The organism is Ureibacillus sp. FSL W7-1570 (assembly GCF_038593265.1).
Taxonomy (GTDB): Bacteria; Bacillota; Bacilli; order Bacillales_A; family Planococcaceae; genus Ureibacillus; species Ureibacillus suwonensis.
Map to the genome: position 1 here is coordinate 174539 of NZ_CP151979.1, position 22131 is coordinate 196669.

The 22131-nt window shown below is 40.7% G+C and carries 26 protein-coding genes; all 26 read left to right on the forward strand.

Features of this window, described 5'->3' with window-relative positions; translation table 11 throughout:
• Window positions 1-3: 3 nt before the first annotated feature.
• The 26 genes from fliI (at window position 4) to NST13_RS01000 (ending at window position 22001) form a co-directional block, all read left to right on the forward strand.
• A complete protein-coding gene (gene fliI / locus NST13_RS00875) occupies window positions 4-1326 on the forward strand; it encodes a flagellar protein export ATPase FliI (RefSeq protein WP_342581158.1) in 1323 nt (440 codons plus the stop codon).
• Window positions 1326-1772, forward strand: a complete 447-nt coding sequence (gene fliJ / locus NST13_RS00880; protein WP_342581159.1) for a flagellar export protein FliJ — start codon at window positions 1326-1328, stop codon at window positions 1770-1772. Before fliI ends, fliJ begins: the two co-directional genes overlap by 1 nt.
• Before the next feature lie 29 nt (window positions 1773-1801).
• Window positions 1802-2389, forward strand: a complete 588-nt coding sequence (locus NST13_RS00885) for a MotE family protein (RefSeq protein ID WP_342581160.1) — start codon at window positions 1802-1804, stop codon at window positions 2387-2389.
• Window positions 2390-2417: 28 nt separating this feature from the next.
• Window positions 2418-3638: a flagellar hook-length control protein FliK gene (locus tag NST13_RS00890; protein ID WP_342581161.1), complete on the forward strand. Its 1221-nt coding sequence runs from the start codon at window positions 2418-2420 to the stop codon at window positions 3636-3638.
• Between the two features lie 3 nt (window positions 3639-3641).
• Window positions 3642-4298 (forward strand): flagellar hook assembly protein FlgD, encoded by a 657-nt coding sequence (gene flgD, locus NST13_RS00895; RefSeq protein ID WP_342581162.1) that lies wholly within the window; start codon window positions 3642-3644, stop codon window positions 4296-4298.
• A complete protein-coding gene (locus NST13_RS00900; protein WP_342471320.1) occupies window positions 4291-4683 on the forward strand; it encodes a TIGR02530 family flagellar biosynthesis protein in 393 nt (130 codons plus the stop codon). Before flgD ends, NST13_RS00900 begins: the two co-directional genes overlap by 8 nt.
• 76 nt (window positions 4684-4759) lie before the next feature.
• A complete protein-coding gene (locus NST13_RS00905; RefSeq protein ID WP_342581163.1) occupies window positions 4760-5938 on the forward strand; it encodes a flagellar hook-basal body complex protein in 1179 nt (392 codons plus the stop codon).
• An 84-nt stretch (window positions 5939-6022) separates the two neighbouring features.
• Window positions 6023-6244, forward strand: coding sequence for a flagellar FlbD family protein (locus NST13_RS00910; RefSeq protein ID WP_342581164.1), 222 nt, complete (start codon window positions 6023-6025; stop codon window positions 6242-6244).
• Window positions 6234-6662: a flagellar basal body-associated protein FliL gene (fliL, locus tag NST13_RS00915; protein WP_342581165.1), complete on the forward strand. Its 429-nt coding sequence runs from the start codon at window positions 6234-6236 to the stop codon at window positions 6660-6662. The genes NST13_RS00910 and fliL overlap by 11 nt, the downstream gene beginning before the upstream one ends.
• 28 nt (window positions 6663-6690) lie before the next feature.
• Window positions 6691-7686: a flagellar motor switch protein FliM gene (gene fliM / locus NST13_RS00920; protein WP_342581166.1), complete on the forward strand. Its 996-nt coding sequence runs from the start codon at window positions 6691-6693 to the stop codon at window positions 7684-7686.
• Window positions 7679-8896 (forward strand): flagellar motor switch phosphatase FliY, encoded by a 1218-nt coding sequence (fliY, locus tag NST13_RS00925; RefSeq protein WP_342581167.1) that lies wholly within the window; start codon window positions 7679-7681, stop codon window positions 8894-8896. The genes fliM and fliY overlap by 8 nt, the downstream gene beginning before the upstream one ends.
• A 20-nt stretch (window positions 8897-8916) precedes the next feature.
• Window positions 8917-9279, forward strand: coding sequence for a response regulator (locus NST13_RS00930; RefSeq protein ID WP_342469863.1), 363 nt, complete (start codon window positions 8917-8919; stop codon window positions 9277-9279).
• Between the two features lie 8 nt (window positions 9280-9287).
• Entirely contained in the window at window positions 9288-9938 is a 651-nt protein-coding gene (locus tag NST13_RS00935; RefSeq protein ID WP_342469862.1) for a flagellar biosynthetic protein FliO, read from the forward strand.
• Window positions 9938-10603, forward strand: coding sequence for a flagellar type III secretion system pore protein FliP (fliP, locus tag NST13_RS00940; RefSeq protein WP_342469861.1), 666 nt, complete (start codon window positions 9938-9940; stop codon window positions 10601-10603). Before NST13_RS00935 ends, fliP begins: the two co-directional genes overlap by 1 nt.
• Window positions 10604-10616: 13 nt before the next feature.
• On the forward strand, window positions 10617-10886 hold the full coding sequence (fliQ, locus tag NST13_RS00945; protein WP_342469860.1) for a flagellar biosynthesis protein FliQ: 270 nt from the start codon (window positions 10617-10619) through the stop codon (window positions 10884-10886).
• A gap of 5 nt (window positions 10887-10891) precedes the next feature.
• Entirely contained in the window at window positions 10892-11665 is a 774-nt protein-coding gene (gene fliR, locus NST13_RS00950) for a flagellar biosynthetic protein FliR (protein WP_342469859.1), read from the forward strand.
• Window position 11666: 1 nt separating this feature from the next.
• Complete coding sequence (gene flhB, locus NST13_RS00955; protein ID WP_342581168.1) at window positions 11667-12755, forward strand: flagellar biosynthesis protein FlhB; 1089 nt, start codon at window positions 11667-11669, stop codon at window positions 12753-12755.
• Window positions 12756-12773: 18 nt separating this feature from the next.
• Window positions 12774-14807, forward strand: coding sequence for a flagellar biosynthesis protein FlhA (flhA, locus tag NST13_RS00960; protein WP_342581169.1), 2034 nt, complete (start codon window positions 12774-12776; stop codon window positions 14805-14807).
• Complete coding sequence (gene flhF / locus NST13_RS00965) at window positions 14804-15928, forward strand: flagellar biosynthesis protein FlhF (RefSeq protein ID WP_342469855.1); 1125 nt, start codon at window positions 14804-14806, stop codon at window positions 15926-15928. Before flhA ends, flhF begins: the two co-directional genes overlap by 4 nt.
• Window positions 15925-16794 (forward strand): MinD/ParA family protein, encoded by an 870-nt coding sequence (locus NST13_RS00970; protein WP_342581170.1) that lies wholly within the window; start codon window positions 15925-15927, stop codon window positions 16792-16794. Before flhF ends, NST13_RS00970 begins: the two co-directional genes overlap by 4 nt.
• A complete protein-coding gene (locus NST13_RS00975) occupies window positions 16795-17931 on the forward strand; it encodes a chemotaxis response regulator protein-glutamate methylesterase (RefSeq protein ID WP_342581171.1) in 1137 nt (378 codons plus the stop codon).
• Between the two features lie 15 nt (window positions 17932-17946).
• Window positions 17947-20016 carry a chemotaxis protein CheA gene (locus NST13_RS00980; RefSeq protein ID WP_342469852.1) on the forward strand — a complete coding sequence of 690 codons (2070 nt, stop codon included), beginning with the start codon at window positions 17947-17949 and terminating at the stop codon, window positions 20014-20016.
• Window positions 20017-20039: 23 nt separating this feature from the next.
• Window positions 20040-20486, forward strand: coding sequence for a chemotaxis protein CheW (locus NST13_RS00985; protein WP_342581172.1), 447 nt, complete (start codon window positions 20040-20042; stop codon window positions 20484-20486).
• Window positions 20487-20510: 24 nt separating this feature from the next.
• Window positions 20511-21131: a chemotaxis protein CheC gene (locus tag NST13_RS00990; protein WP_342469850.1), complete on the forward strand. Its 621-nt coding sequence runs from the start codon at window positions 20511-20513 to the stop codon at window positions 21129-21131.
• A 1-nt stretch (window position 21132) separates the two neighbouring features.
• On the forward strand, window positions 21133-21636 hold the full coding sequence (locus tag NST13_RS00995) for a chemotaxis protein CheD (protein WP_342469849.1): 504 nt from the start codon (window positions 21133-21135) through the stop codon (window positions 21634-21636).
• Window positions 21636-22001, forward strand: a complete 366-nt coding sequence (locus tag NST13_RS01000) for a hypothetical protein (RefSeq protein ID WP_342581173.1) — start codon at window positions 21636-21638, stop codon at window positions 21999-22001. Before NST13_RS00995 ends, NST13_RS01000 begins: the two co-directional genes overlap by 1 nt.
• The last annotated feature ends 130 nt before the right edge of the window (window positions 22002-22131 follow it).

Here is a 22131-nt window from a genome sequence, read left to right on the forward strand (position 1 = left end):
TATATGAAAGCTGCTGACTTAATCGACCGTATACCTGCCATTGATACTTTTAAAAAATATGGGAAAGTGACGAGAGTCGTTGGATTGTTGATCGAGTCGCAAGGTCCGGAGTGTTCCATCAACGACGTTTGCAAAATACATGTGCGTACGAAAAACGGGCATGAAGTGATTTTGGCGGAAGTGGTCGGTTTCAAAGATGAGTATGTCATGCTGATGCCATTCACTTCTGTAAGGGAAATCTCCATTGGCTGTTTAGTGGAAGGAACAGGAAGTCCTTTGGAAGTGAAAGTGGGTCCCGAATTAATTGGAAAAGTGCTTGACTCGCTGGGCAATCCCTTTGATGGAAGTCAATTGCCCAGAGGACTCGTCTCTGTGCCTACGGAAAATGAACCTCCCAATCCGTTGAACCGCCCGCCCATTAGCCAACAGCTTGAGGTGGGAGTAAAAGCGATTGATGCCATGTTGACGGTAGGAAACGGGCAAAGGGTAGGGATTTTTGCAGGATCTGGAGTCGGAAAAAGTACCCTTCTTGGAATGATCGCACGAAACACAAGAGCGGATTTAAATGTGATCGCACTTATTGGCGAACGTGGAAGGGAAGTCCGGGAATTTATCGAACGGGACCTCGGGGAAGAAGGTTTAAAACGTTCGATTGTAGTTGCAGCAACCGGTGATCAGCCCGCATTGATGCGCATTAAAGGAGCATTTACCGCAACGGCCATTGCTGAATATTTCCGGGATCGGGGCCTGAATGTCATGCTGATGATGGACTCGGTTACCCGGGTTGCGATGGCGCAACGGGAAATTGGGTTGGCGACGGGGGAACCGCCTGCGCAGAAAGGGTATACCCCTTCCGTATTCTCCATTTTACCGAAGCTTCTTGAAAGAACAGGAACAAGCATGAAAGGCAGTATTACGGCATTTTACACGGTGCTTGTTGATGGAGATGATATGAACGAACCAATTGCCGATGCGGTGCGGGGCATATTGGATGGACACATTGTTTTGGACCGCGCCCTAGCAAACAAAGGTCAATACCCGGCCATTAACATACTGAAAAGCGTCAGCCGTCTGATGAATCATATCTCTTCAGAAGAGCACGTAAAGGCGGCCGAAAAAATCAGGGAATTATACTATACATACGCAAAATCGGAAGACTTAATCAACATAGGAGCTTATAAAAGAGGCACGTCGAGGGAAATTGACGAAGCCATCCACTATGAACCACTCATCACCCAATTTTTAAAGCAAGGATTCAAAGAAAAGGTGACACTGGATGAAAGTGTGAATGAACTCATTGCATTGGCGAACGGGGGTGGAAAATAATGGTTCAATTTACATATCGGTTCGAAAAAGTGTTAACGGTACGGGAACAGGAAAAAAAACAGACGGAAGCTGTATATAATGAAGCGGTTCGGGATTTTGAAAAAGTGGCCACCCAATTATATGAATTATTAAAGAAAAAAGAAGAATTGATCAACTACCAAAATGAACGTTTACAAGAAGGTTTAACGATTGATGAAATCCATCACTATGGAAAATTTATCGATAGTCTGGAACATGCCATCGAAGACATGCAGAAAAAGGTCAATCAAGCCCGGGCAAAAATGCAATGGTATGAACAAAAATTAGTAGAAAAAAACTTGGAAGTACGTAAGTATGAAAAAATGCGCGAGAAGGACTTCAGCGCGTTTCAAGAGGAACAAAACCGCAAAGAGGCCCAATATTTGGATGAGATTTCCTCCCTTATGTACAACAAGAAAACAATTTAGGTGATTTTATGGCGAAAGAAAGTAAAAAAATGAAAGTTGAAAAAACAAAAGATGATTTAGTAGAAGAAAAATCACCGGGGTTTTTTCAAAAATTATTCGCTTGGGTGATTATTCCACTTTTATTTGTGATAGCCATATTGCTGGTCATTGCACAATTTACGGATACAAATATTTTTGAAAAGGCTTCTGAAGTGTTGCCGAAAGATGAGGAAAAATCAGCCGACACAAAAGAGGTCGAGAAGAAAATAGTGGAATTGAATGCGGAAGTCCAAGAAAAAGAAGCCCAAATCGAGAAACTCCAGAGAGAGCTGGATGAAGCTTTGGCTGAGAATGAAAATCAGAAAGTCATACAGGAACAATTAAAAAGAAGAATTGAAGAATTGGAAGCAGGGCAAGAAGAAGCAAAAAAAGATTTGAAAGAAATCGTAAATACATATGAAAAAATGTCTGCCAAAGATGTCGCGCCAATCATTGTGGAAATGAATGATGAACAGGCTTTGGAAATTTTGGCAAATATGAAGCCGGAAACGTTATCCGCTGTTCTGGCAAAAATGGATCCGAAAGAAGCTGCAAGATATACAGAAATGTTATCGAAGAGAAAATCAAGCGGTACTTAAATAAAATTTGAAAGGAGGTGAAAAGGGTATGTTGGGTGTAGGAATCCCCTTTGTTGCAGTTCAAGCAGTTCCGGGCAATTCCATCAATCATCAAATGGCCGCTTCCGGAAATAAGGGAAACTTCAGCAAGTTTGGAGAAGTTTTCAGCAAAATCGCCAATAATCAAACAGCAAAAATGGAAAATTCCGAAACGATCGGTCAAGAGGTCCAATCATTATTAAATGCCGATTCCATCGAGGAAGTTTTTGAATTGCTTGGAATCCCACATGACGAAGGATTATTGATGATCTCCCGGGATGAAGAAGATAAAATGCTTTCCATCGATGAATTATTGTCAAACTTCGATGACATTTTATCATTACTGAATCTTAATCTCCAACAGTTGAATGAAATGCTGCAAACACTAACAGGTTCTGAGGTTTCCGTCCAAAATGTTTGGGATTTTATTCAATATGTCAACGAAGACCCGAATATGGCTGAGAATATAATCGCCAATGTAAATGGGGACGGAAAAGGAACTCCAAACGGTGCAGTTCAATTTATTAAACTATTAAAATTATTGCAAGTAATTGGGGAAAAGTCGGATTTAATACTTGAACAGCCGGAGAGAATCAGCAATCTAAAATCCCTTTTGCAAGCAGTCGAAAATACGATATCAAAAGAAGTGACATCGACTTCGGGAAAAACGTCTTTGGAAGGTTTTCAACAAGTGGTGAAACAGGTGGAAACCAAAGTGGAAACTTCTTCCCCTTTCCCAAATGGGGCTTCAAATCATACTGCGGAAACACGTACAATCACAATCACTTTGCCGAATACGAATCAAGCTTCCCAAGCCGAATCGCTGGTAAAACAGATTGAGGCGTTGATTCAACGCAGTCAACTTTCCACTGTACAAGGGACAACGAAACTATTATTAAAACTTTATCCTGAAAATTTGGGTTCCATCCGTATTGAATTGATCCAAAGAGACGGTGTCATGTCAGCCAGACTGCTCACTTCAACATCCATCGGGAAAGAATTGCTGGACAGTCAGATCCATCAATTGAAACAGGCTTTTGTACAGCAAAATATTCAATTGGAACGGATTGAAATTTACCAAAGTTTGCAGGAAACAGATTTGAAAGACCACTTCTTTAACAATATGTTTAACGGCAAACAACAGTCTGATGAAGATGAAAAAGGTTCAAAAGACGAACAGGATGAAGAATCGGTTTCATTCAAAGATTTTCTAATCAATGAGGAGGTGTAGCAATTGGCGGATACTATAATCTCTGGGGATTATTATTTATCAAATGCGAAAAAAGCGGAAAAGAGAACAGGCAGCTCTGTCCTTGGCAAAGATGACTTTCTGAAAATATTGATCACTCAGTTGCAACACCAAGATCCGACAAACCCGGTGGACGATAAAGATTTTATTGCCCAAATGGCCCAATTTTCATCTTTGGAACAAATGCAAAACTTGACAAAAGTGATGGAAAGTTTGCTTGAATCCCAACAGGAAACACAATTGATGGCATACATAAATTTTGTAGGAAAAGAAGTAAAGTGGCATGAAATAACTGATGAGCTGGATGAAAAAGGATTGCCGATAATCAATGAAGGTCAAAGTGTAATTACCGAAATTAAATTTAAAAACGGCTCGCCTATATTTGTAACTGAAGATGGAAAAGAACTTGAAGCAGGCAACATTTCTTCCGTTGTTCAAAAGGATGGAGGAAAAACCGTTTCCGAAAATCCGCTGGTGGAAGCCAGCATGCTTATTGGTAAAACAGTAAAGTATCAAGATGAGAATGGAGATTATCATCAAGGGGTTATCGAAGCGGTTTCCACAAATAACCAGATTATCGAATATATTTTGAATAACCAAGTCCGGTTAAAGAAAGAGCAATTTGAAATTGTGGATGAATAAGGCTGGTGATTCCATGCACCGTATCCAATTTCAGCATGTATCTTTGCAATCCTTTCATTTACAACAGAATGTTAAGCCAACGACAGAAAAAAAGGCGGCCAGCTTCAATGAGCAATTTGAAATAGCAAAAAATGAATTGAAAATAAGTAAACATGCCAATGAACGACTTCGTGAACGAAATATACATATCTCTGAACAGGAATGGAAAAAGGTCACTGACAAAGTGAGGGAAGCGCGTTCCAAAGGTGTAAACCAACCGTTGGTATTGATGGAACAAGCGGCGTTGATCGTCAGTGCGAAAAATGGAACAGTTATCACAGTAATGGAACGGGATGAAGCAAAAGAGCAGTTGTTTACAAATATTGACGGCACGATTGTACTTTAAGGCAGGACCATATCGGATGCCTTCGTTTGCGGACTGACAGAAGCAAACTTCTAAATTCGAAAGGAGAACGATCAATATGTTACGTTCGATGTACTCAGCAATTTCCGGATTAAGAAACCATCAAACAAAATTAGATGTGATCGGGAACAATATTTCCAATGTCAACACCCATGGATTCAAGAAAAGCAGAACCATTTTCAAAGATTTGATATCCCAAAATATAAGCAATGCTTCCGGTGTAACAGAATCACGCGGGGGTACCAATCCAAAGCAAGTGGGGTTGGGAGCAACAATCGCAGCCATTGATACAATTCACTCTACAGGTTCCCTTCAATCCACAGCCCGCACTCTTGACTTGGCCATCGATGGGGATGGATATTTCCAAGTGGCGGATAGTGTTCCAGGGTTAAACGGATTTACAGACATCAAATATACAAGAGCAGGAAACTTCTATTTGGATAAAAACGGATATCTAGTGAATATGGATGGGAAATATCTAGTCGGATATGAAGCAACTACATATTTAACGGGGGCAAGTGATCAATTTCTTGATGCAGATGGATTGGCAAAAGCTAACCCAACCAACCGATTGACTGTAAATGAAGGGAAAATTTATAATGGCACAACTCCGGTAGTGATCACATTGAGTGGTGCGAATCCTCCTAGCGGAGAACTTCAAATAAATTTATCTACAAATGAGCTTTATTTTGTCGATGCCAATGGCAAGCAATATACCCTTGTGAACGGAACTCAAGTAAAGGATGAAAGTAATAATATTCTCACGATTAACACGGTAACAGGATTAGCCGGTACAGGAACAACTTCTTTGGATAATCTGATCAATAATTTCCAAGGGTATACTTCGGAATTGACCGGCTATAAACCAATCAGAATTCCGACAACAGCGCAAAGCATGTCAATCGGCCAAGACGGTATTATCAACTTTGTGGATAAAAATGGTGCATTAATGGTTGCGGGTAAAATTCAATTGGCGAAATTCTCGAACACAGGCGGCCTTGAAAAAGTTGGAAGCAACTATTATCAAGAATCATCAAACTCCGGTGCACCTTTGCGAGGTTTTCCAACTGAAGACGGAATCGGCTCAATTGAATCCGGATTCCTGGAAATGTCCAACGTGGACCTTTCCGAAGAATTTACGGAAATGATTGTCGCCCAACGCGGTTTCCAGGCGAACGCCCGTATCATTACAACTTCTGAAGAAATCCTGGAAGAACTGATTAACATAAAACGCTAATGAATCCCGGATTCTAGTAATTGGTCCATAATTTTAGAGAAAAGGAGGGTCGGGCCGGCTCTTTCCTACCCGGCCCTATTTTCAATGATTCAATTAACCAAATTGAATGGAAAAACTTTTTCCTTAAACGCTTTATACATAGAAACAGTCGAATCTTTTCCGGATACGACAATCACACTGACAAATGGGCGCAAATACATTGTCAAAGAAACTGAAGAAGAAGTGAGGAAAAGAGTGACGGAGTTCTACCGCACGATTCAAGTGCTTTCTAACCCCCATCTACGAGGTGACGAGGATGAAGAATAATAAATTATTGACGGTAATGCTGATCATTTTAGTATCGATAACATTAATCGGGGTTGTGCTGTTTGTCGTTTTGACACAATTAAATAAACAATCGGCAACCCTAGAACCTAGCATTGATGAAATATTGGAATGCAGTGTGGATGTGCCTGAAATCACAACCAATTTGGCGGATGGAAAATTCATTCGCATTGAATTGAAAATCCAGGCGGACAGCCAAAATGCCGCAAAGGAACTTGAGAAACGGAACTTCCAAACCAAAAATATTATTATTGAAGAGCTGTCTGAGTTGACAGAAGAAAACTTAAAAGGAAAAGAAGGAAAAATCCTTTTGGAATCTACAATCAAAGCCCGATTAAATGAATTGATGCAAGAGGGTGAAGTGCAACAAGTATATATTACCTCCTACATCATTCAGTAAAGAAACTTGTTGAAATGGAGGTGGACCAATGTCAGGTGATATATTATCCCAATCTGAAATAGATGCGCTGCTTTCCGCACTTTCTGCAGGGGAAATGTCAGCGGATGAAATGAAAAAAGAGGAAGATAAGAAAAAAGTCAAAGTATATGATTTCAAGCGCGCCCTTCGTTTTTCAAAGGATCAAATCCGAAGTTTGACACGGATTCATGAAAACTTTGCGCGATTATTAACAACGTTCTTCTCTGCTCAGCTCAGAACATATGTACAAATTTCTGTAGCTTCGGTTGATCAAATACCTTTTGAAGAATTTGTTCGATCCATTCCGAATATGACGTTAATCAATGTGTTCGAAGTGCCTCCTTTGGATGGCAATATCCTGATGGAGATCAATCCGAACATTGCTTATTCCATGTTGGATCGCCTCATGGGTGGCAGCGGGTCAAGTTATTCGAATGTGGATAATTTGACAGAGATTGAACAAAAAATTATGACCAACCTTTTTGAGCGGGCCTTTGAAAATTTAAGGGAAGCTTGGGAAAATATTGTGGAAATCGATCCAATGCTTGTTGAACTTGAAGTGAATCCACAATTTTTACAAATGATTTCGCCGAATGAGACGGTGATCGTCATTACGATGAACTCCATCATTGGCGACACATCCGGGATGATCAACATTTGCATTCCGCATGTTGTATTGGAACCAATTGTACATAATTTATCGGTGCAATATTGGATGCAATCAAATGCAAAAGAGCCGACGGAAGCGCAAAAGAAGGCGCTTGAAACGAAAGTGAAACAATCCGACTTGGAGCTTATTGTTGAACTTGGCACATCTTCGATTACAATCGAGGAATTTTTGACGATGGATATCGGGGATGTTATCCAACTTGATAAAAAAATTAACGAGCCATTGCTTCTCAAGATCGGTGATATTCCAAAATTTACAGTACAGCCGGGAAAATTGAAGAAAAAGATGGCAGTTCAAATTATTGAGTCTTTGAATGGAGGAGAAGAAGATGAATGACGATATGCTCTCCCAAGAAGAAATTGATGCCCTATTACGGGGGGAAACATTGGAAGTTAATTCGAATTCCGCTTCCAATGATAACTTGAATGTTGAAGATTATTTGACGGATTTGGAACGGGATGCTTTAGGGGAACTGGGAAATATTTCATTCGGCAGTTCGGCGACTGCATTGTCTGCATTGTTGGGACAAAAAGTGGAGATAACAACTCCTGTCGTGTCAGTCATCAATCGCAGTAATTTGGAGCAGGAATTCCCACACCCTTACGTAGCTGTCCAAGTGGAATATACAGCCGGATTAAGCGGTGCGAATTTATTGGTGATCAAGCAATCCGATGCGGCGATTATCGCGGATTTGATGCTTGGGGGCGACGGACGCAATCCGAGCCCGGATCTGGGAGAAATTCAATTGAGCGCCGTACAGGAAGCGATGAACCAAATGATGGGTTCAGCCGCCACATCGATGTCGACGGTATTTAATCAAAAAGTTGATATTTCGCCACCTTCCCTTGCGTTATTGAATATTAAAGAAAATGAAGGGGAAGAGAATATTCCTGATGATGAAATTTTAGTGAAAGTTTCATTCAGGCTGCTTATCGGTGATTTGGTGGATTCCACCATCATGGAATTATTGCCGTTGGAATTTGGCAAAAAACTTGTGAACTCGTTGCTCGCTCAAAACGAAGCACAAAAAGCTTCCGAAGCGAATGTGCAGTCAGAATCGATGCAACAAGTTGCAGCGCAAATGCCGCAAACTGGTGCAGTGCAATTGGAACAACCGGCCCAACCAACCCGGCATGTACAGCAACCTGCCTATGAGCAGCATGCTGCAACCGTTCAGGAAATGCCAAGTTTCACTAATTTTTCCCAACCAAAACAGCCCGTTAATGTGAATGTACAACAAGCCGAATTTACAACTTTCGAACCACCAAAAATGACGGAATCGGAAGCACGCAATTTAAACATGTTGCTTGATATTCCATTACAGGTTACAGTTGAATTGGGACGCACTAAACATTCTGTCAGAGAGATACTGCAATTGACTTCAGGTTCAATTATTGAATTGAATCGCCTTGCTGGTGAGCCAGTCGATATATTGGTAAATAACCGGCTTATTGCAAAAGGGGAAGTTGTAGTGATCGATGAAAATTTTGGTGTGAGAATTACAGATATCATCAGTCAAACTGAGCGCATCAATAATTTAAGATGAAAAATGGAGGAGTCTTAACTATGTCAAAAAAAATTTTAATTGTTGACGATGCAGCATTTATGCGCATGATGATTAAAGATATTTTATTGAAAAACGGCTATGAAATTGTCGGCGAGGCTTCAGATGGGATACAGGCGGTGGAAAAATACCTTGAATTGCATCCCGATTTGGTAACGATGGATATTACCATGCCGGAAATGGATGGAATTACGGCATTGAAAAAGATTAAAGAAATTGATCCCAATGCGGTTGTCATCATGTGTTCCGCAATGGGACAGCAAGCAATGGTAATTGATGCCATTCAAGCGGGCGCAAAAGACTTTATCGTTAAGCCTTTCCAAGCAGATCGGGTAATCGAAGCCATAAAAAAAGCAATAGGTTGATTGGAAAGATGAAAAGATTTTGTAAAAAAGTTTATATTGCAATCATAATGTTTTCTATTTTCTTTTTAACTGTTCCTGCACATATCACTTTTGCCGATCAAAAAAATGAAATGGTCGACAATAATTATTTGCAAAACCCCGAACTTCAAACAGACAATTCTACAGCTGTCAAAGAACCGGCAGCTGTAGGACTGACAGCCTGGGATTATATAAAAATGCTTCTAGCCCTTATTTTTGTGCTGGTTTTGTTGGTTTGGGTTTTAAAATTCATTAATAAGAAAAGCGCACATTTTCAGCAGAATAATATCGTACGGAGTTTAGGGGGGATTTCCCTCGGTTCTCAAAAATCCGTTCAAATTTTGCAAATCGGTGACACGTTATATGTTGTCGGTGTGGGGGAAAATGTGGAGCTTCTTAAAGAAATCAACGATTCGGATGAAATTGAAAAATTATTAAGTTATTACAACGAAAAACAAACTATCACAGCGGGTACACCTTACATTACGGAATTGGTGCAAAAGTTGAAGGGACATTCGAAAAAAAGCGGCGATGAATCTGACCATAACTTTGGAAACCTGTTGAATCAGCGCTTATCGGAGATTAAAAAGGTGCGTCGCGATGAACTCGAAAAATGGAAGGAAAAGGAGCACGATAAATAATGGAACAATTTATCTCATTCTTTTCTGATTCAGATCCAACGAATGTCTCCACTTCTGTGAAATTGTTGCTGTTATTGACGGTGCTGTCGCTTGCGCCAAGTATTTTGATTTTAATGACTTCGTTTACGCGTATCGTCATTGTACTGTCTTTCACGCGTACCGCCCTGGCGACGAACCAAACGCCGCCCAACCAAGTGATTATTGGGTTGGCATTATTTTTAACATTCTTTATTATGGCTCCGACCTTCCAACAAGTGAATGAAGAAGCGCTGCAACCGCTTTTCAATGAAGAAATAGGCCTGGAAGAAGCTTACGAGCGGGCAAGCGTTCCTTTCAAAGATTTTATGGCGAAACATACCAGACAACAGGACTTGGAATTATTTTTGCAATACAGTCAAGCGGAAAGACCCCAAACCGTCGAGGAAATACCTTTGACCATATTGGTGCCCGCATATGCCTTGAGCGAATTGAAAACGGCCTTCCAGATGGGATTCATGATATTCATACCTTTCATTGTGATAGATATGGTCGTGGCAAGCGTCCTTATGTCCATGGGGATGATGATGTTGCCGCCGGTAATGATTTCATTGCCATTTAAAATACTATTATTTGTACTGGTAGACGGATGGTATTTGGTAGTTAAATCTTTACTCCAAAGTTTCTAGGAGATGATACTCAATGTCACAATTAACAGTCATTCAAATAGCCGAGCAAGCTGTGTGGGTTGTCCTTTTAGTTGCGGGTCCTCTCATGTTGGTTGCTTTAATTACAGGGCTCATTATCAGCATTTTTCAGGCGACGACATCCATTCAAGAACAAACATTGGCTTTCGCTCCGAAAATTATAGCGGTATTGGTGGCCATCGTATTTTTTGGACCTTGGATGGTGTCCAGAATGTCAAACTACTTTGTTGATATTTTGAGCAACCTGACACGATACATAGGGTGACATGAATGCTGGAGATCATACCGCAATTTTCCGTGTTACTACTAATGTTTGTCAGAGTATCTGCATTTTTTGTTACAGTCCCCTTTTTTTCATATCGTACAATACCCGTACAAGTGAAGATTATTTTGGCTTTGATGCTTGCTTGGATGATGTACTACACAGTCCCTGCAGAGGCCATACCAATCGACGGAAATTATTTTTTGTTGATTATGAAAGAAGCGATGATTGGTCTTATTATTGGTTTAGCTGCTGCCATCATTATTTCTATCGTTCAAATTGCCGGCGGTTTTATAGATTTTGAAATGGGGTTTGCCATGGCGAATATCGTCGATCCGCTTACCGGTGTGCAAAGTCCGATGATGGGGCAATTTTTTTACTTTTTGATTTTATACATATTGATTGCTACCAACGGTCACCACCTGATTTTGGACGGTATTTATTATAGTTATCAGTTTATTCCGATTGAAGGTTATCCCAATTTTGGAGATGCCGGTATGGCGGAATTTTCAATGAAGCTCATCGCTGTGGTTTTTTCAGTGGCATTTCAAATGTCCGCCCCTTTGGTTGCATCATTATTTTTGGTGACCCTTGCCCTTGGGATTACCGGAAAAACCGTTCCGCAATTGAATATTTTTGTGATCGGTTTCCCCTTAAAAATTATTGTGGGCTTTCTTATTTTATTTATCTCGATGGGGATCATGATAGAAGTGATGCAGAAGGTGGTTCAATTAATGATTACGGTAATGCGTGAATTCATGCAACTTTTAGGTGGTGCTTAATTTGAAGCTACTTCTTCCATTGGACATACAATATTTTGCCGGCGAAAAAACGGAAAAAGCAACACCGAAGAAACGCAGGGATGCCAGAAAAAAAGGGCAAGTTGTAAAAAGCCAGGATCTTTCATCGGCGATTCTTTTTTTGGTCCTTTTTCTTTTTCTCGTCTTTATGGCACCAATCATGTTCAAGGGGTTTGTTTCCTTTTTCAATGAATCTATCGAGAAATACATATTGTTTGATAATATCACTGCCGATACGGTGATGAACATATATGTTGATTCTTTGTCGGAATTGGCTGTTATTTTGTTGCCGGTGATGGCGGTAGCAATGATTGTGGCCATGTTCTCAAACTTTTTGCAGTTCGGTTTTTTATTTACAACAGAAACGATGAAATTGGATTTGAAAAAGATAGATCCGATAAAAGGAATAAAAAAAATCATCTCATTAAGGGCCATCGTGAATCTGATCAAGTCGTTATTAAAAGTTGCATTTATCGGTTCTGTAACCTGGATGATTATTTGGATGAATTTGGATGATGTGTTGTCCCTGTCATTTCATAGCCCTTGGGATACGCTGACAACGGTCGCAAAGCTTGCCGCGATGATGGGAATTGCAAGTGCCATTGCATTGCTTATCATAGCAATTTTGGATTACATATATGAAAAATTCGAGTATGAAAAACAATTGAGGATGTCGAAACAGGACATTAAAGACGAGTATAAAAATATGGAAGGGGACCCGCTCATCAAATCAAAAATAAAGCAACGGCAGAGGGAAATGGCAATGCGGCGGATGATGCAGGAAGTTCCGAAAGCGGATGTCGTCATTACCAACCCAACCCATTATGCGGTTGCCTTGAGATATGATGATGGGTCAATGGATGCTCCTAAAGTCGTAGCAAAAGGTGCGGACTTTGTTGCTCAAAAAATAAAAATGATTGCAAAAGAAAATGATATTGTAATGGTCGAAAACAGGCCATTGGCAAGGGCTCTTTACGATCAAGTGGAAATAGGCGAAGAAGTGCCGGAAGAATTTTTCAAAGCGGTGGCTGAAATTTTAGCTTATGTTTATCGAATTAAACGCAAAATTTAGTTTGCAGGAGGGAAAAGGATGAAATTTCGCGACTTGGGAGTATTAGCTTTTATCATAGTGATAGTAGCGATGCTCGTAATCCCTCTACCAACATGGTTGCTGAGTTTTTTAATCATTATTAATATTACGCTTTCATTGATTGTATTGCTTACGGCAATGAATATGAAAGAAGCCTTGGAATTTGCGATTTTCCCCTCCATTATTTTGATCTTGACACTGTTCCGGTTAGGAATCAGTATTTCAACAACCCGTGCCATTCTCTCCCAAGGGGATGCGGGTGACGTTATTGAAACATTCGGGGAATTCGTGACAGGCGGTAATATTTTAGTCGGTTTAGTTATTTTCATGCTGCTTGTCATCGTGAACTTTATCGTCATTACGAAAGGTTCGGAGCGGGTGGCGGAAGTTGCGGCGCGATTCACGTTAGATGCGATGCCCGGGAAGCAGATGAGTATTGATGCGGATTTGAATGCAGGGCTCATATCGGAAAAAGAAGCACGGGAACGACGGGATAAAGTTGCCAAGGAAGCGGATTTTTACGGAGCGATGGACGGTGCGACGAAATTCGTTAAAGGTGATGCCATTGCCTCCATCATTTTGGTTTTTATCAACTTAATCTTTGGTTTGATTATAGGAATGCTTCAATTAGGATATTCATTCTCTGATGCGGCAAACCACTTCTCCAAATTGACTGTCGGTGACGGCCTCGTTGCCCAAATTCCTGCCCTTCTTGTATCAACGGCGACAGGTCTTGTTGTGACGCGTGCAGCCAGCGATGGAAACCTGGGAGAAGATATTATAAAACAATTATTTTCCCAATCGAAGTTGCTTTATGTGGCGGCTGGATCCATTTTCCTGCTCGGTCTTTTCACGACAATCCCTGATTGGATCACAATTCCGATTGCCGGGATGCTCGCAATTGGAGCATATTTGATGAGCCGCAAGAAAGAAGAAGATCCGGAAGAACTGTTGGAAATGGAAGAAGAACAAGTGACCGATACAATGAAAAGTCCAGAAAATGTGGTCAATTTATTAAATGTGGACCCGATAGAGTTTGAATTTGGTTACGGTCTGATCCCCCTTGTGGATGCGCAACAGGGAGGGGATTTGCTTGACCGGGTGGTGATGATCCGTCGCCAGCTTGCATTGGAATTGGGACTTGTGATTCCGGTAGTGCGTATCCGGGACAACATCCAATTACAACCAAACGAATATCGCATAAAAATAAAGGGTAATGAAATGGCAAGAGGAGAGCTGCTGTTGGATCATTATCTGGCTATGAGTCCTGGTGGGGACGATTCAATTGAAGGTATAGATACAATCGAACCATCCTTCGGCCTTCCTGCCAAATGGATCACAGAAGAAGTGAAGGAAGAAGCCGAAATGTTGGGATATACAGTTGTCGATCCTCCAAGTGTCGTGTCCACTCACTTGACGGAAGTCATTCGAGCAAATGCGCATGAACTTTTAGGTCGCCAGGAAACAAAACAGTTGATCGACCATTTGCGGGAAACGCATGCCATTTTGGTGGATGAATTGACGCCAACCCCATTATCGATTGGTGAAATTCAAAAGGTATTAGCGAAGTTATTAAAGGAAAACGTATCGATACGCAACTTGCCGGTCATTTTTGAAACATTGGCGGATTATGCAAAGTTGACGAGCGATAGCGATGTGCTGACAGAATATGTTAGACAAGCCCTTGCCCGACAGATTACAAGGCAATATGTACAGGACGGTTCACAATTGAAAGTAATCACCGTTCCTGCGAAAGTGGAAAAAATGATTGCTGACAGTATTCAGCAAACGGAACATGGAAATTACTTGGCGATGGATCCGCACAATTCGCAAACAGTACTTGAATCCATCGCAAAAGAAGTGGAAAGAGTATCTTATATGGAACAAACGCCAATCATCTTATGTTCACCGGGAATTAGAATGTATTTAAGACAATTGACGGAGCGATATTTCCCGCAAATTCCGATATTGTCCTATAACGAATTGGATGCCAATGTTGAAATCCAAAGTGTTGGGGTGGTGACTGTTGAATGAAAATGAAAAAATATATCGCGCCTTCCATTAATGAAGCGATGAAACAAGTGCGTGCCGATTTGGGGGAAGAAGCTGTCATCATCAGTTCGAAAGTGGTTGTAAAAAAGAAGTTTTTTGGGTTGATCCGACAGAAAAATTTCGAAGTGTTGGCCGGCATTGATGAAGTGGAGCCGCCAACATTCGCCGTCCAAGAACAAAAGCAGTTACAGCCGATAGTCCCGAAACATGATGAGCTGCCTAATGATGGAAATGTTTCAGAGTTGAAGGAAGAAATCGTCAGTTTAAAAGAAATGTTGAAATCCATGAAGCAAGACACAATACAAGCTTCCATACCGGAAGAGCTGAAACCATTCATCGAATATTTGAAACGTCAAGAGCTTAATAATGAGCTCATCACGGACATTTGTGATGGGCTTTTTGCACATGTGAATCAATCAAAAGAAATTTCCCGACAGGAAATGGTTGAAATTGCAAAAAATGTGCTGAAAAAGGAGCTCTCCCCCCTTTCAATCGGCGGAATATCTTATGACAAGAAGTATGTATGTGTGTTGGGACCGACAGGGGTGGGGAAAACGACGACGATTGCAAAAATGGCGGCACGCTCTGTATTGGAGAAAAAGAAAAAGGTCGGCTTTATTACGACGGATACTTATCGGATCGCCGCAATCGAACAATTAAAAACCTACGCGAATTTGCTGCAAGCGCCGGTTGAAGTCGTTTATAACCTGAATGATTACAGGGAAGCGATCAGGAAATTTGCCAACCTGGATTTGGTGTTTATTGATACCGCGGGACGAAACTATAAAGAAACGAAATATGTGAATGAATTGAAAAAGCTGATTTCTTTTGATGATGAAGTCGAATCTTATTTGGTATTATCATTGACTGCCAAAGAAAAAGATATTGAAACAATTATTGAACAATTTAGTGAATTTCCAATTGAAAAATTCATTTTCACTAAGACGGATGAAACAAATTCTATTGGCGCGATGTATAATTTAATGATTAAATATAAGAAAGGACTTGCTTACTATACTACTGGTCAAGAAGTACCAGAAGATATTGAAGAAGCGACCATAGAAAAATTATTGGAAATGCTTTTCCAAGGTGAATTCAAATGAGAGATCAAGCAGAAAAATTGAGGTTGAAAATGTTGGAAAGCCAAGGGGCATTGGGGCGATCGATTGCGGTTGTCAGTGGAAAAGGCGGAGTTGGAAAAAGCAATTTCACGACGAACTTTGCCATTGATTTAGCAAAATTGGGAAAAAAAGTGGTTATTTTGGATATGGATCTTGGCATGGCCAATGTTCATATTTTAATTGGGAAACAAGCACCATATCATTTGAAGGATTATTTGGAAGGACGCGTTTCGTTCACGGACATTATTTTCAGAGGCCCGGAAAATATCCACTACATTTCCGGCGGTTCCGGCTTTTCTTCGGTTGTTGAATGGTCGGAAGAGATGTTTGAGGCATTTATTCACGGCTTTGAAGAATTGCAGAAAAGTTATGATTTTATTTTATTTGATATGGGAGCCGGGGCATCGAATTGGTCGTTGGATATCGTTACATCCATTGATGAAGTCATTGTCGTCACAACGGCGGAACCTACCGCAATCACAGATGCCTATTCAATGATGAAATTCATTCACTTAAAAGAACCGAACAAAACTTTCTATCTATTATGTAATCGGGTTTTTTCGAATGAAGAAGGAAAAGAAGCGCTGCAAAGATTAAAAAACACGATGATGAAATTTTTATCAAAAGAAGTCGTGATACTTGGTTGGCTTCCGGAAGATGGAACCGTTCGGAAAGCGGTGATTGAACAAGTTCCTTTTTCCATTTCATATCCTAATGCACAAATATCCATATCATTGCAAGAAATAGTCAATCGTTTCATTCATAACAAATTTGGAGAAGAGGTTCCTCTTCCTTCCAACTCATTCTTATCCAGATTAAAACGTATTTTCTCGAAAGGTCGTGGTTAATTGGTACCTTCGAAAAAACATAAGTTATTAATTGTGGATGACTCGGCATTTATGAGAAAAATGATCAGCGATTTCTTTAAAGATCATCCAACCATTGAAGTGATTGACACAGCGAGAAACGGGAAAGATGCCATCGAAAAAATTCAACAATTAAAACCGGATGTAGTGACAATGGATGTTGAAATGCCTGAACTGAATGGGCTGGAAACTCTTAAATGCATCATGGATATTTCACCGGTTCCGGTTGTCATGTTGTCAAGTTTTACAGAAAATGGGGCAAAACAAACAATGCTCGCGATGGAATACGGTGCTGTTGATTTCGTGACAAAACCCGGTGGCACGATTTCCCTTGATATACATAAAGTAAAGGACGAACTTATCCATAAAGTGGAACTTGCCGCAAAAGTGCCGATAGAAAAATTGAGAAAACATGGCAGTTCCATCAAATATTCTTACATAAAAAACATGCCCCGGGGGACATCCGCCGGCATCAGCGAAAAACAGACCGTGACGGAAAGCAATCGAAGTATCCATCCGGTTCAAACAAAATGGAGTAAAACTTCCGAAAAAATAGTCTTAATCGGAACTTCGACAGGTGGGCCAAGAGCCTTGCAACAAGTGATTACAAAATTGCCTAAAGCTTTCCCTGCGCCCATATTGATTGTTCAACATATGCCACCGGGTTTTACAAAGTCGCTTGCAGAAAGATTGAACCATATCAGTAATGTCCAGGTGAAGGAAGCGGAACAGGGAGAAAAGGTGGAGGCTGGAACAGCATATATTGCGCCAGGCGGATTTCATTTAAAAATGAAAAAGGTTGGTTCCCATTATGAAATCGTGCTGGATGATAAGGAACCGCCAAGAGCAGGACATCGACCGAGCGTGGATGTGTTGTTTGAAAATATCAGCCAATTCGAGGAACTGGATAAAATCGCCGTCATCATGACAGGAATGGGCAATGATGGATCCAAAGGTTTAATGGCATTAAAGAGAACCGGAAATGTGATCGCCATTGCGGAATCAGCGGAAACTTGCATTGTTTTTGGTATGCCAAAAGCTGCCATCGAAACGCAATTTGTCGATGAAGTAGTGAATGTGGATGAAATTGCGGAGACCATGTTGAAATATTTGTCGTAAAGGGAGTGTGTTCGAATGGAAATGAATCAGCAATATTTAGATATGTTTATTGAAGAAAGCAAAGAACATTTGCAAAATTGCAGCGATCTATTATTGGATTTGGAAAAAAATCCGGGTGACTTATCCATCGTCAATGAGATTTTCCGCTCTGCCCATACTTTAAAAGGAATGGCCGCTACGATGGGATTTGAAGATTTGGCCGATTTGACACATAAAATGGAAAACGTGTTGGACGCCATTCGGAATGAAAAAATTACCGTTGATTCGAATTTGTTGGATGTTGTTTTTGAATCAGTGGATCATTTGGAAGCAATGATTACGGATATTGCCAATGGCGGCGATGGGAAACGGGATGTATCCGGAATTGTATCAAAACTAAAAGATATTGAAGCTGGCAAAAGCATTCCTTCGAGCACTCCTACGGAGCAGGAAGTTGCTGCGGATGTGGCGGTGGAAGAAACAGCGCCTGGCCGTTACTTAATCTATGATGAATATGATATTACCGTATTGAAACAATCGAAGGAACAAGGGTTCAACACTTATGAAATTTCCGTTTCCCTTCGGCCTGATTGCCTGTTAAAGGCAGCGCGGGTCTTTATGGTATTCCAAGTATTGGAGAAAAGCGGGGAAGTCATAAAATCTTTCCCAACGGTAGAGAAGCTGGAAGAAGAACAATTCGACCAAAACTTCCAAGTGGCCTTCATCACGAAAGATTCTCCGGAAGAAATCAAAAAGAAAATCAGCAAAGTATCCGAGATTGAGAATGTTGTCGTGGTGCCATTGACTGATGCAATGGTGAAAGAGGCAAGCAAAGAAGAGATTGCTTCCAAAGAACAGCAACAAAAAGAGTTGGAGAAATCCAGTCCAGTGCCGAAACAAGAGAAAAAAGAAGTAGCTGCAAAGAAAGATTCAAGTGCATCCAAACAAAGCGCTCACTCCAAAACGATTCGCGTAAGCATTGAACGACTTGATATCTTAATGAACTTATTTGAAGAATTGGTCATTGATCGCGGACGATTGCAGTCGATTGCGGCAGATGTGAAACAATCCGAATTGACGGAAACAGTTGAACGGATGAGCCGTACAATGGGCGATTTGCAAAACATCGTGCTGACAATGCGCATGATTCCAATCGAAACCGTCTTTAACCGATTCCCTAAAATGGTCCGTTCCTTATCCCGCGAGTTGAATAAAAAAATCCGGTTGGAAATTATCGGTGCCGAAACGGAACTGGACCGTACCGTCATCGATGAAATCGGCGATCCGTTAGTCCACCTGATCCGCAACTCTGTCGACCATGGTATCGAAAGTCCGGAAGCAAGAAGAGCAAAAGGAAAACCGGAAGAAGGCTCGGTTACTTTAAGGGCATACCATAGCGGAAATTATGTCTTTATTGAGATTGAAGATGATGGAGCCGGAATCAATAAAGAGAAAGTGTTGAGAAAGGCGATCGAGCGAGGAATTGTTTCAAAAGAAGCGGCTCTTACGCTCACAGACAAACAGATCAATGAACTCATTTTTGAATCTGGATTCTCAACGGCCGATAAAATCACGGATGTTTCAGGACGAGGCGTTGGTCTGGATGTTGTGAAAACGACGATCCAATCTCTTGGCGGCAGCATTTCCATTGAATCGCAACAAGATGTCGGTTCGAAATTCTCTATTCAATTGCCTTTAACTTTATCAATTATTTCCGTCATGTTGGTAGAAATAGAGAAAGAAATTTATGCAATTCCATTATCATCCATTATTGAAACATCCATCATTAAAAAATCGGATATTTTAAATGCCCATAATCAAAAAGTCATCGATTTCCGTGGAAAAGTCGTGCCGCTCATTTACTTGGATGAAGTCTTTGAGGTGCCGCGCAGCGAAGCTTGTGATGATGAATATCAATCCGTTGTCATCGTAAGAAAAGGCGATAAAATGGCAGGTTTGGTGGTTGATTCATTCATCGGCCAACAGGAAATCGTATTGAAATCATTGGGCAATTATTTGAAAAATATTTTTGCGATTTCCGGTGCAACAATTTTAGGAAACGGTCAAGTGGCATTAATCATCGATATCAATGCGTTAATGAAATAATTGAATGAAATGGGGTGCTGGATATGGTAACTGCAGCGGAGAAAGAAAATATTAAAGTAATAGTTTTCCAACTAATGGATAAAGAGTATGCGATACCTGTCAACCACGTTCAAGGGATAGAAAAAATGATGCACATCACCCGTGTGCCAAGAACTGAAAAGTTTGTAAGAGGTGTCATCAACTTGCGCGGGGTCGTAACACCGATCGTCGATTTAAGGGAACGGTTTGGTCTGCCTCCTGTGGAAGATACTGAATCGGTTCGCATTATCATTGTTCAATTGGACGATATCGAAGTGGGATTTGTCGTTGATTCCGCCAATGATGTCATCGATATTCCGGTCAACTCAATAGAACCTCAGCCCGAAGTCGTTGGGGTGAAGGAAGAAGCCTTTATCTCTGGGGTGTCCAAGATTGGGAATCGTTTACTGATAATGCTTCATTTAGATAAAGTGTTGAATTTATCTGAATAGACTATTGAAAAAGTAGGGATACATATGAAACATCCTGGCATGAATTCATTGCATTTGGACATTCTCAAAGAAATCGGGAATATTGGTGCTGCCCATGCCGCCACTTCCCTTTCGAATATGTTGAATAAAAAAATCGATATGCGTGTTCCAAAAGCGGAAATGGTTACCTTTAATGAAATGATGGAACTGATGGACGGACCTGAAAAGGTTGTCGTGGGAATCTATTTGCGAATTGAAGGCGATTTGGAAGGAAGCATGTTCTTCATTTTGCCTATTGAACAGGCGAACCGGTTTATTCAACGCCTGATTCAAGATGACCGGTTTGATTTCCGCAGCAACGCATCCGATATTGGAATGTCCGCAATGCAGGAAATGGGAAATATTTTATCCGGTTCTTACTTATCCGCCATGTCCGACTTTTTGAATTTAAAGGTGTTTCCTACCGTTCCGGGTTTAAGCATTGATATGTTTGGGGCAATTATCAGTGTCGGTCTTATTGAGATTTCCCAAGTAAGCGATTATGTAATTGTCATTGACACATCCATTTTGGAAGAAGGGCTGGAGAGCGAAATGAAAGGACATTTTCTATTGCTGCCTTCTCCTGAGTCTTTTGACGTAATTTTTAAAGCGTTAGGGGTTGAATAATATGTTTACTCCACAATCAGGGAAGGTTGTCAAAGTGGGTATTGCCCAAATGGATGTGGTCAAATTTCCCGATACAATACGAACATCAGGACTGGGATCATGTGTGGGAGTCGTTTTATATGATGAAACGAAAAAGATTGCCGGTCTTGTTCATATTATGTTGCCGGACTCTTCGCTGAGCAGTACGGATACAATCAATACGGCAAAATTTGCAGATACAGGCATTAAAGGACTTGTGGAAAAACTGTTAATGGAAGGTGCCCAAAAATATCGTTTAAAAGCGAAAATTGCCGGAGGAGCACAAATGTTTCAATTTTCTTCCGCAAAAGAAATGATGAGGATCGGTCCCCGCAATGTCGAAGCCGTGAAAAAAGTGCTTAATGAATTGGGGATTCCTCTTGTGGCGGAAGATATTGGCGGAAATAGCGGCAGGACGATTGAATTTGATCCTGCAACGTGCAAATTGATGATTCGTACAGTCAATCAAGGAGTGAGTGAAATTTGATGTATGGTTCAATTTTTTTGAATTGTTGGGGAAGTTTAATCACATTTTCAATCACATTTGCAATCATGTACCAGGTTTCCATCTTTCCTTCGCAAATTTTACTCGTATCTTTTTTTGCTGCACTCGCCGCCTTCATTTTATTGTTTGCTGTACGATATCTCATTGGCTATATTCTATATACGCCGGATGATGGGCTCTTTGAAGAGTTTATTGAAGGCACCGGTGAAAACAACAGCGTTCAAGAGGATGTAGATGAGATTTCAGAAAGGGACACAAATCCTTTGAATCAATCCTCGAAAATGGAGTTTCAAGATGAAAGCTCGGAAGAAATAGCCAAACTTGTCCGTTCAATGTTGAGTGAATAAGATGCTTAAGTACTATTATGTTCAGTAATAAAATCCGCTTTTTAGGCTCTTTTCCATAAGGATTGAGCAAAAATACTCACCGTTAACCGCTTGATTTGGTCCTATAGAATACTGTGTTTTTTATACCTTT

Excerpts from the sequence above, each read along its gene's own strand:
- NST13_RS00930 (WP_342469863.1), top strand. The coding sequence starts at position 8,917 with ATGTCAAAAAAAATTTTAATTGTTGACGATGCAGCATTTATGCGCATG.
- NST13_RS00990 (WP_342469850.1), top strand. The coding sequence starts at position 20,511 with ATGAAACATCCTGGCATGAATTCATTGCATTTGGACATTCTCAAAGAA.
- fliP (WP_342469861.1), top strand. The coding sequence starts at position 9,938 with ATGGAACAATTTATCTCATTCTTTTCTGATTCAGATCCAACGAATGTC.
- NST13_RS00970 (WP_342581170.1), top strand. The coding sequence starts at position 15,925 with ATGAGAGATCAAGCAGAAAAATTGAGGTTGAAAATGTTGGAAAGCCAA.
- NST13_RS00995 (WP_342469849.1), top strand. The coding sequence starts at position 21,133 with ATGTTTACTCCACAATCAGGGAAGGTTGTCAAAGTGGGTATTGCCCAA.
- NST13_RS00905 (WP_342581163.1), top strand. The coding sequence starts at position 4,760 with ATGTTACGTTCGATGTACTCAGCAATTTCCGGATTAAGAAACCATCAA.
- NST13_RS00890 (WP_342581161.1), top strand. The coding sequence starts at position 2,418 with ATGTTGGGTGTAGGAATCCCCTTTGTTGCAGTTCAAGCAGTTCCGGGC.
- fliI (WP_342581158.1), top strand. The coding sequence starts at position 4 with ATGAAAGCTGCTGACTTAATCGACCGTATACCTGCCATTGATACTTTT.
- fliR (WP_342469859.1), top strand. The coding sequence starts at position 10,892 with ATGCTGGAGATCATACCGCAATTTTCCGTGTTACTACTAATGTTTGTC.
- fliL (WP_342581165.1), top strand. The coding sequence starts at position 6,234 with ATGAAGAATAATAAATTATTGACGGTAATGCTGATCATTTTAGTATCG.
- NST13_RS01000 (WP_342581173.1), top strand. The coding sequence starts at position 21,636 with ATGTATGGTTCAATTTTTTTGAATTGTTGGGGAAGTTTAATCACATTT.
- NST13_RS00885 (WP_342581160.1), top strand. The coding sequence starts at position 1,802 with ATGAAAGTTGAAAAAACAAAAGATGATTTAGTAGAAGAAAAATCACCG.
- NST13_RS00910 (WP_342581164.1), top strand. The coding sequence starts at position 6,023 with ATGATTCAATTAACCAAATTGAATGGAAAAACTTTTTCCTTAAACGCT.
- fliM (WP_342581166.1), top strand. The coding sequence starts at position 6,691 with ATGTCAGGTGATATATTATCCCAATCTGAAATAGATGCGCTGCTTTCC.
- fliY (WP_342581167.1), top strand. The coding sequence starts at position 7,679 with ATGAATGACGATATGCTCTCCCAAGAAGAAATTGATGCCCTATTACGG.
- flhA (WP_342581169.1), top strand. The coding sequence starts at position 12,774 with ATGAAATTTCGCGACTTGGGAGTATTAGCTTTTATCATAGTGATAGTA.
- fliQ (WP_342469860.1), top strand. The coding sequence starts at position 10,617 with ATGTCACAATTAACAGTCATTCAAATAGCCGAGCAAGCTGTGTGGGTT.
- NST13_RS00980 (WP_342469852.1), top strand. The coding sequence starts at position 17,947 with ATGGAAATGAATCAGCAATATTTAGATATGTTTATTGAAGAAAGCAAA.
- fliJ (WP_342581159.1), top strand. The coding sequence starts at position 1,326 with ATGGTTCAATTTACATATCGGTTCGAAAAAGTGTTAACGGTACGGGAA.
- NST13_RS00935 (WP_342469862.1), top strand. The coding sequence starts at position 9,288 with ATGAAAAGATTTTGTAAAAAAGTTTATATTGCAATCATAATGTTTTCT.
- NST13_RS00900 (WP_342471320.1), top strand. The coding sequence starts at position 4,291 with ATGAATAAGGCTGGTGATTCCATGCACCGTATCCAATTTCAGCATGTA.
- NST13_RS00985 (WP_342581172.1), top strand. The coding sequence starts at position 20,040 with ATGGTAACTGCAGCGGAGAAAGAAAATATTAAAGTAATAGTTTTCCAA.
- flhF (WP_342469855.1), top strand. The coding sequence starts at position 14,804 with ATGAAAATGAAAAAATATATCGCGCCTTCCATTAATGAAGCGATGAAA.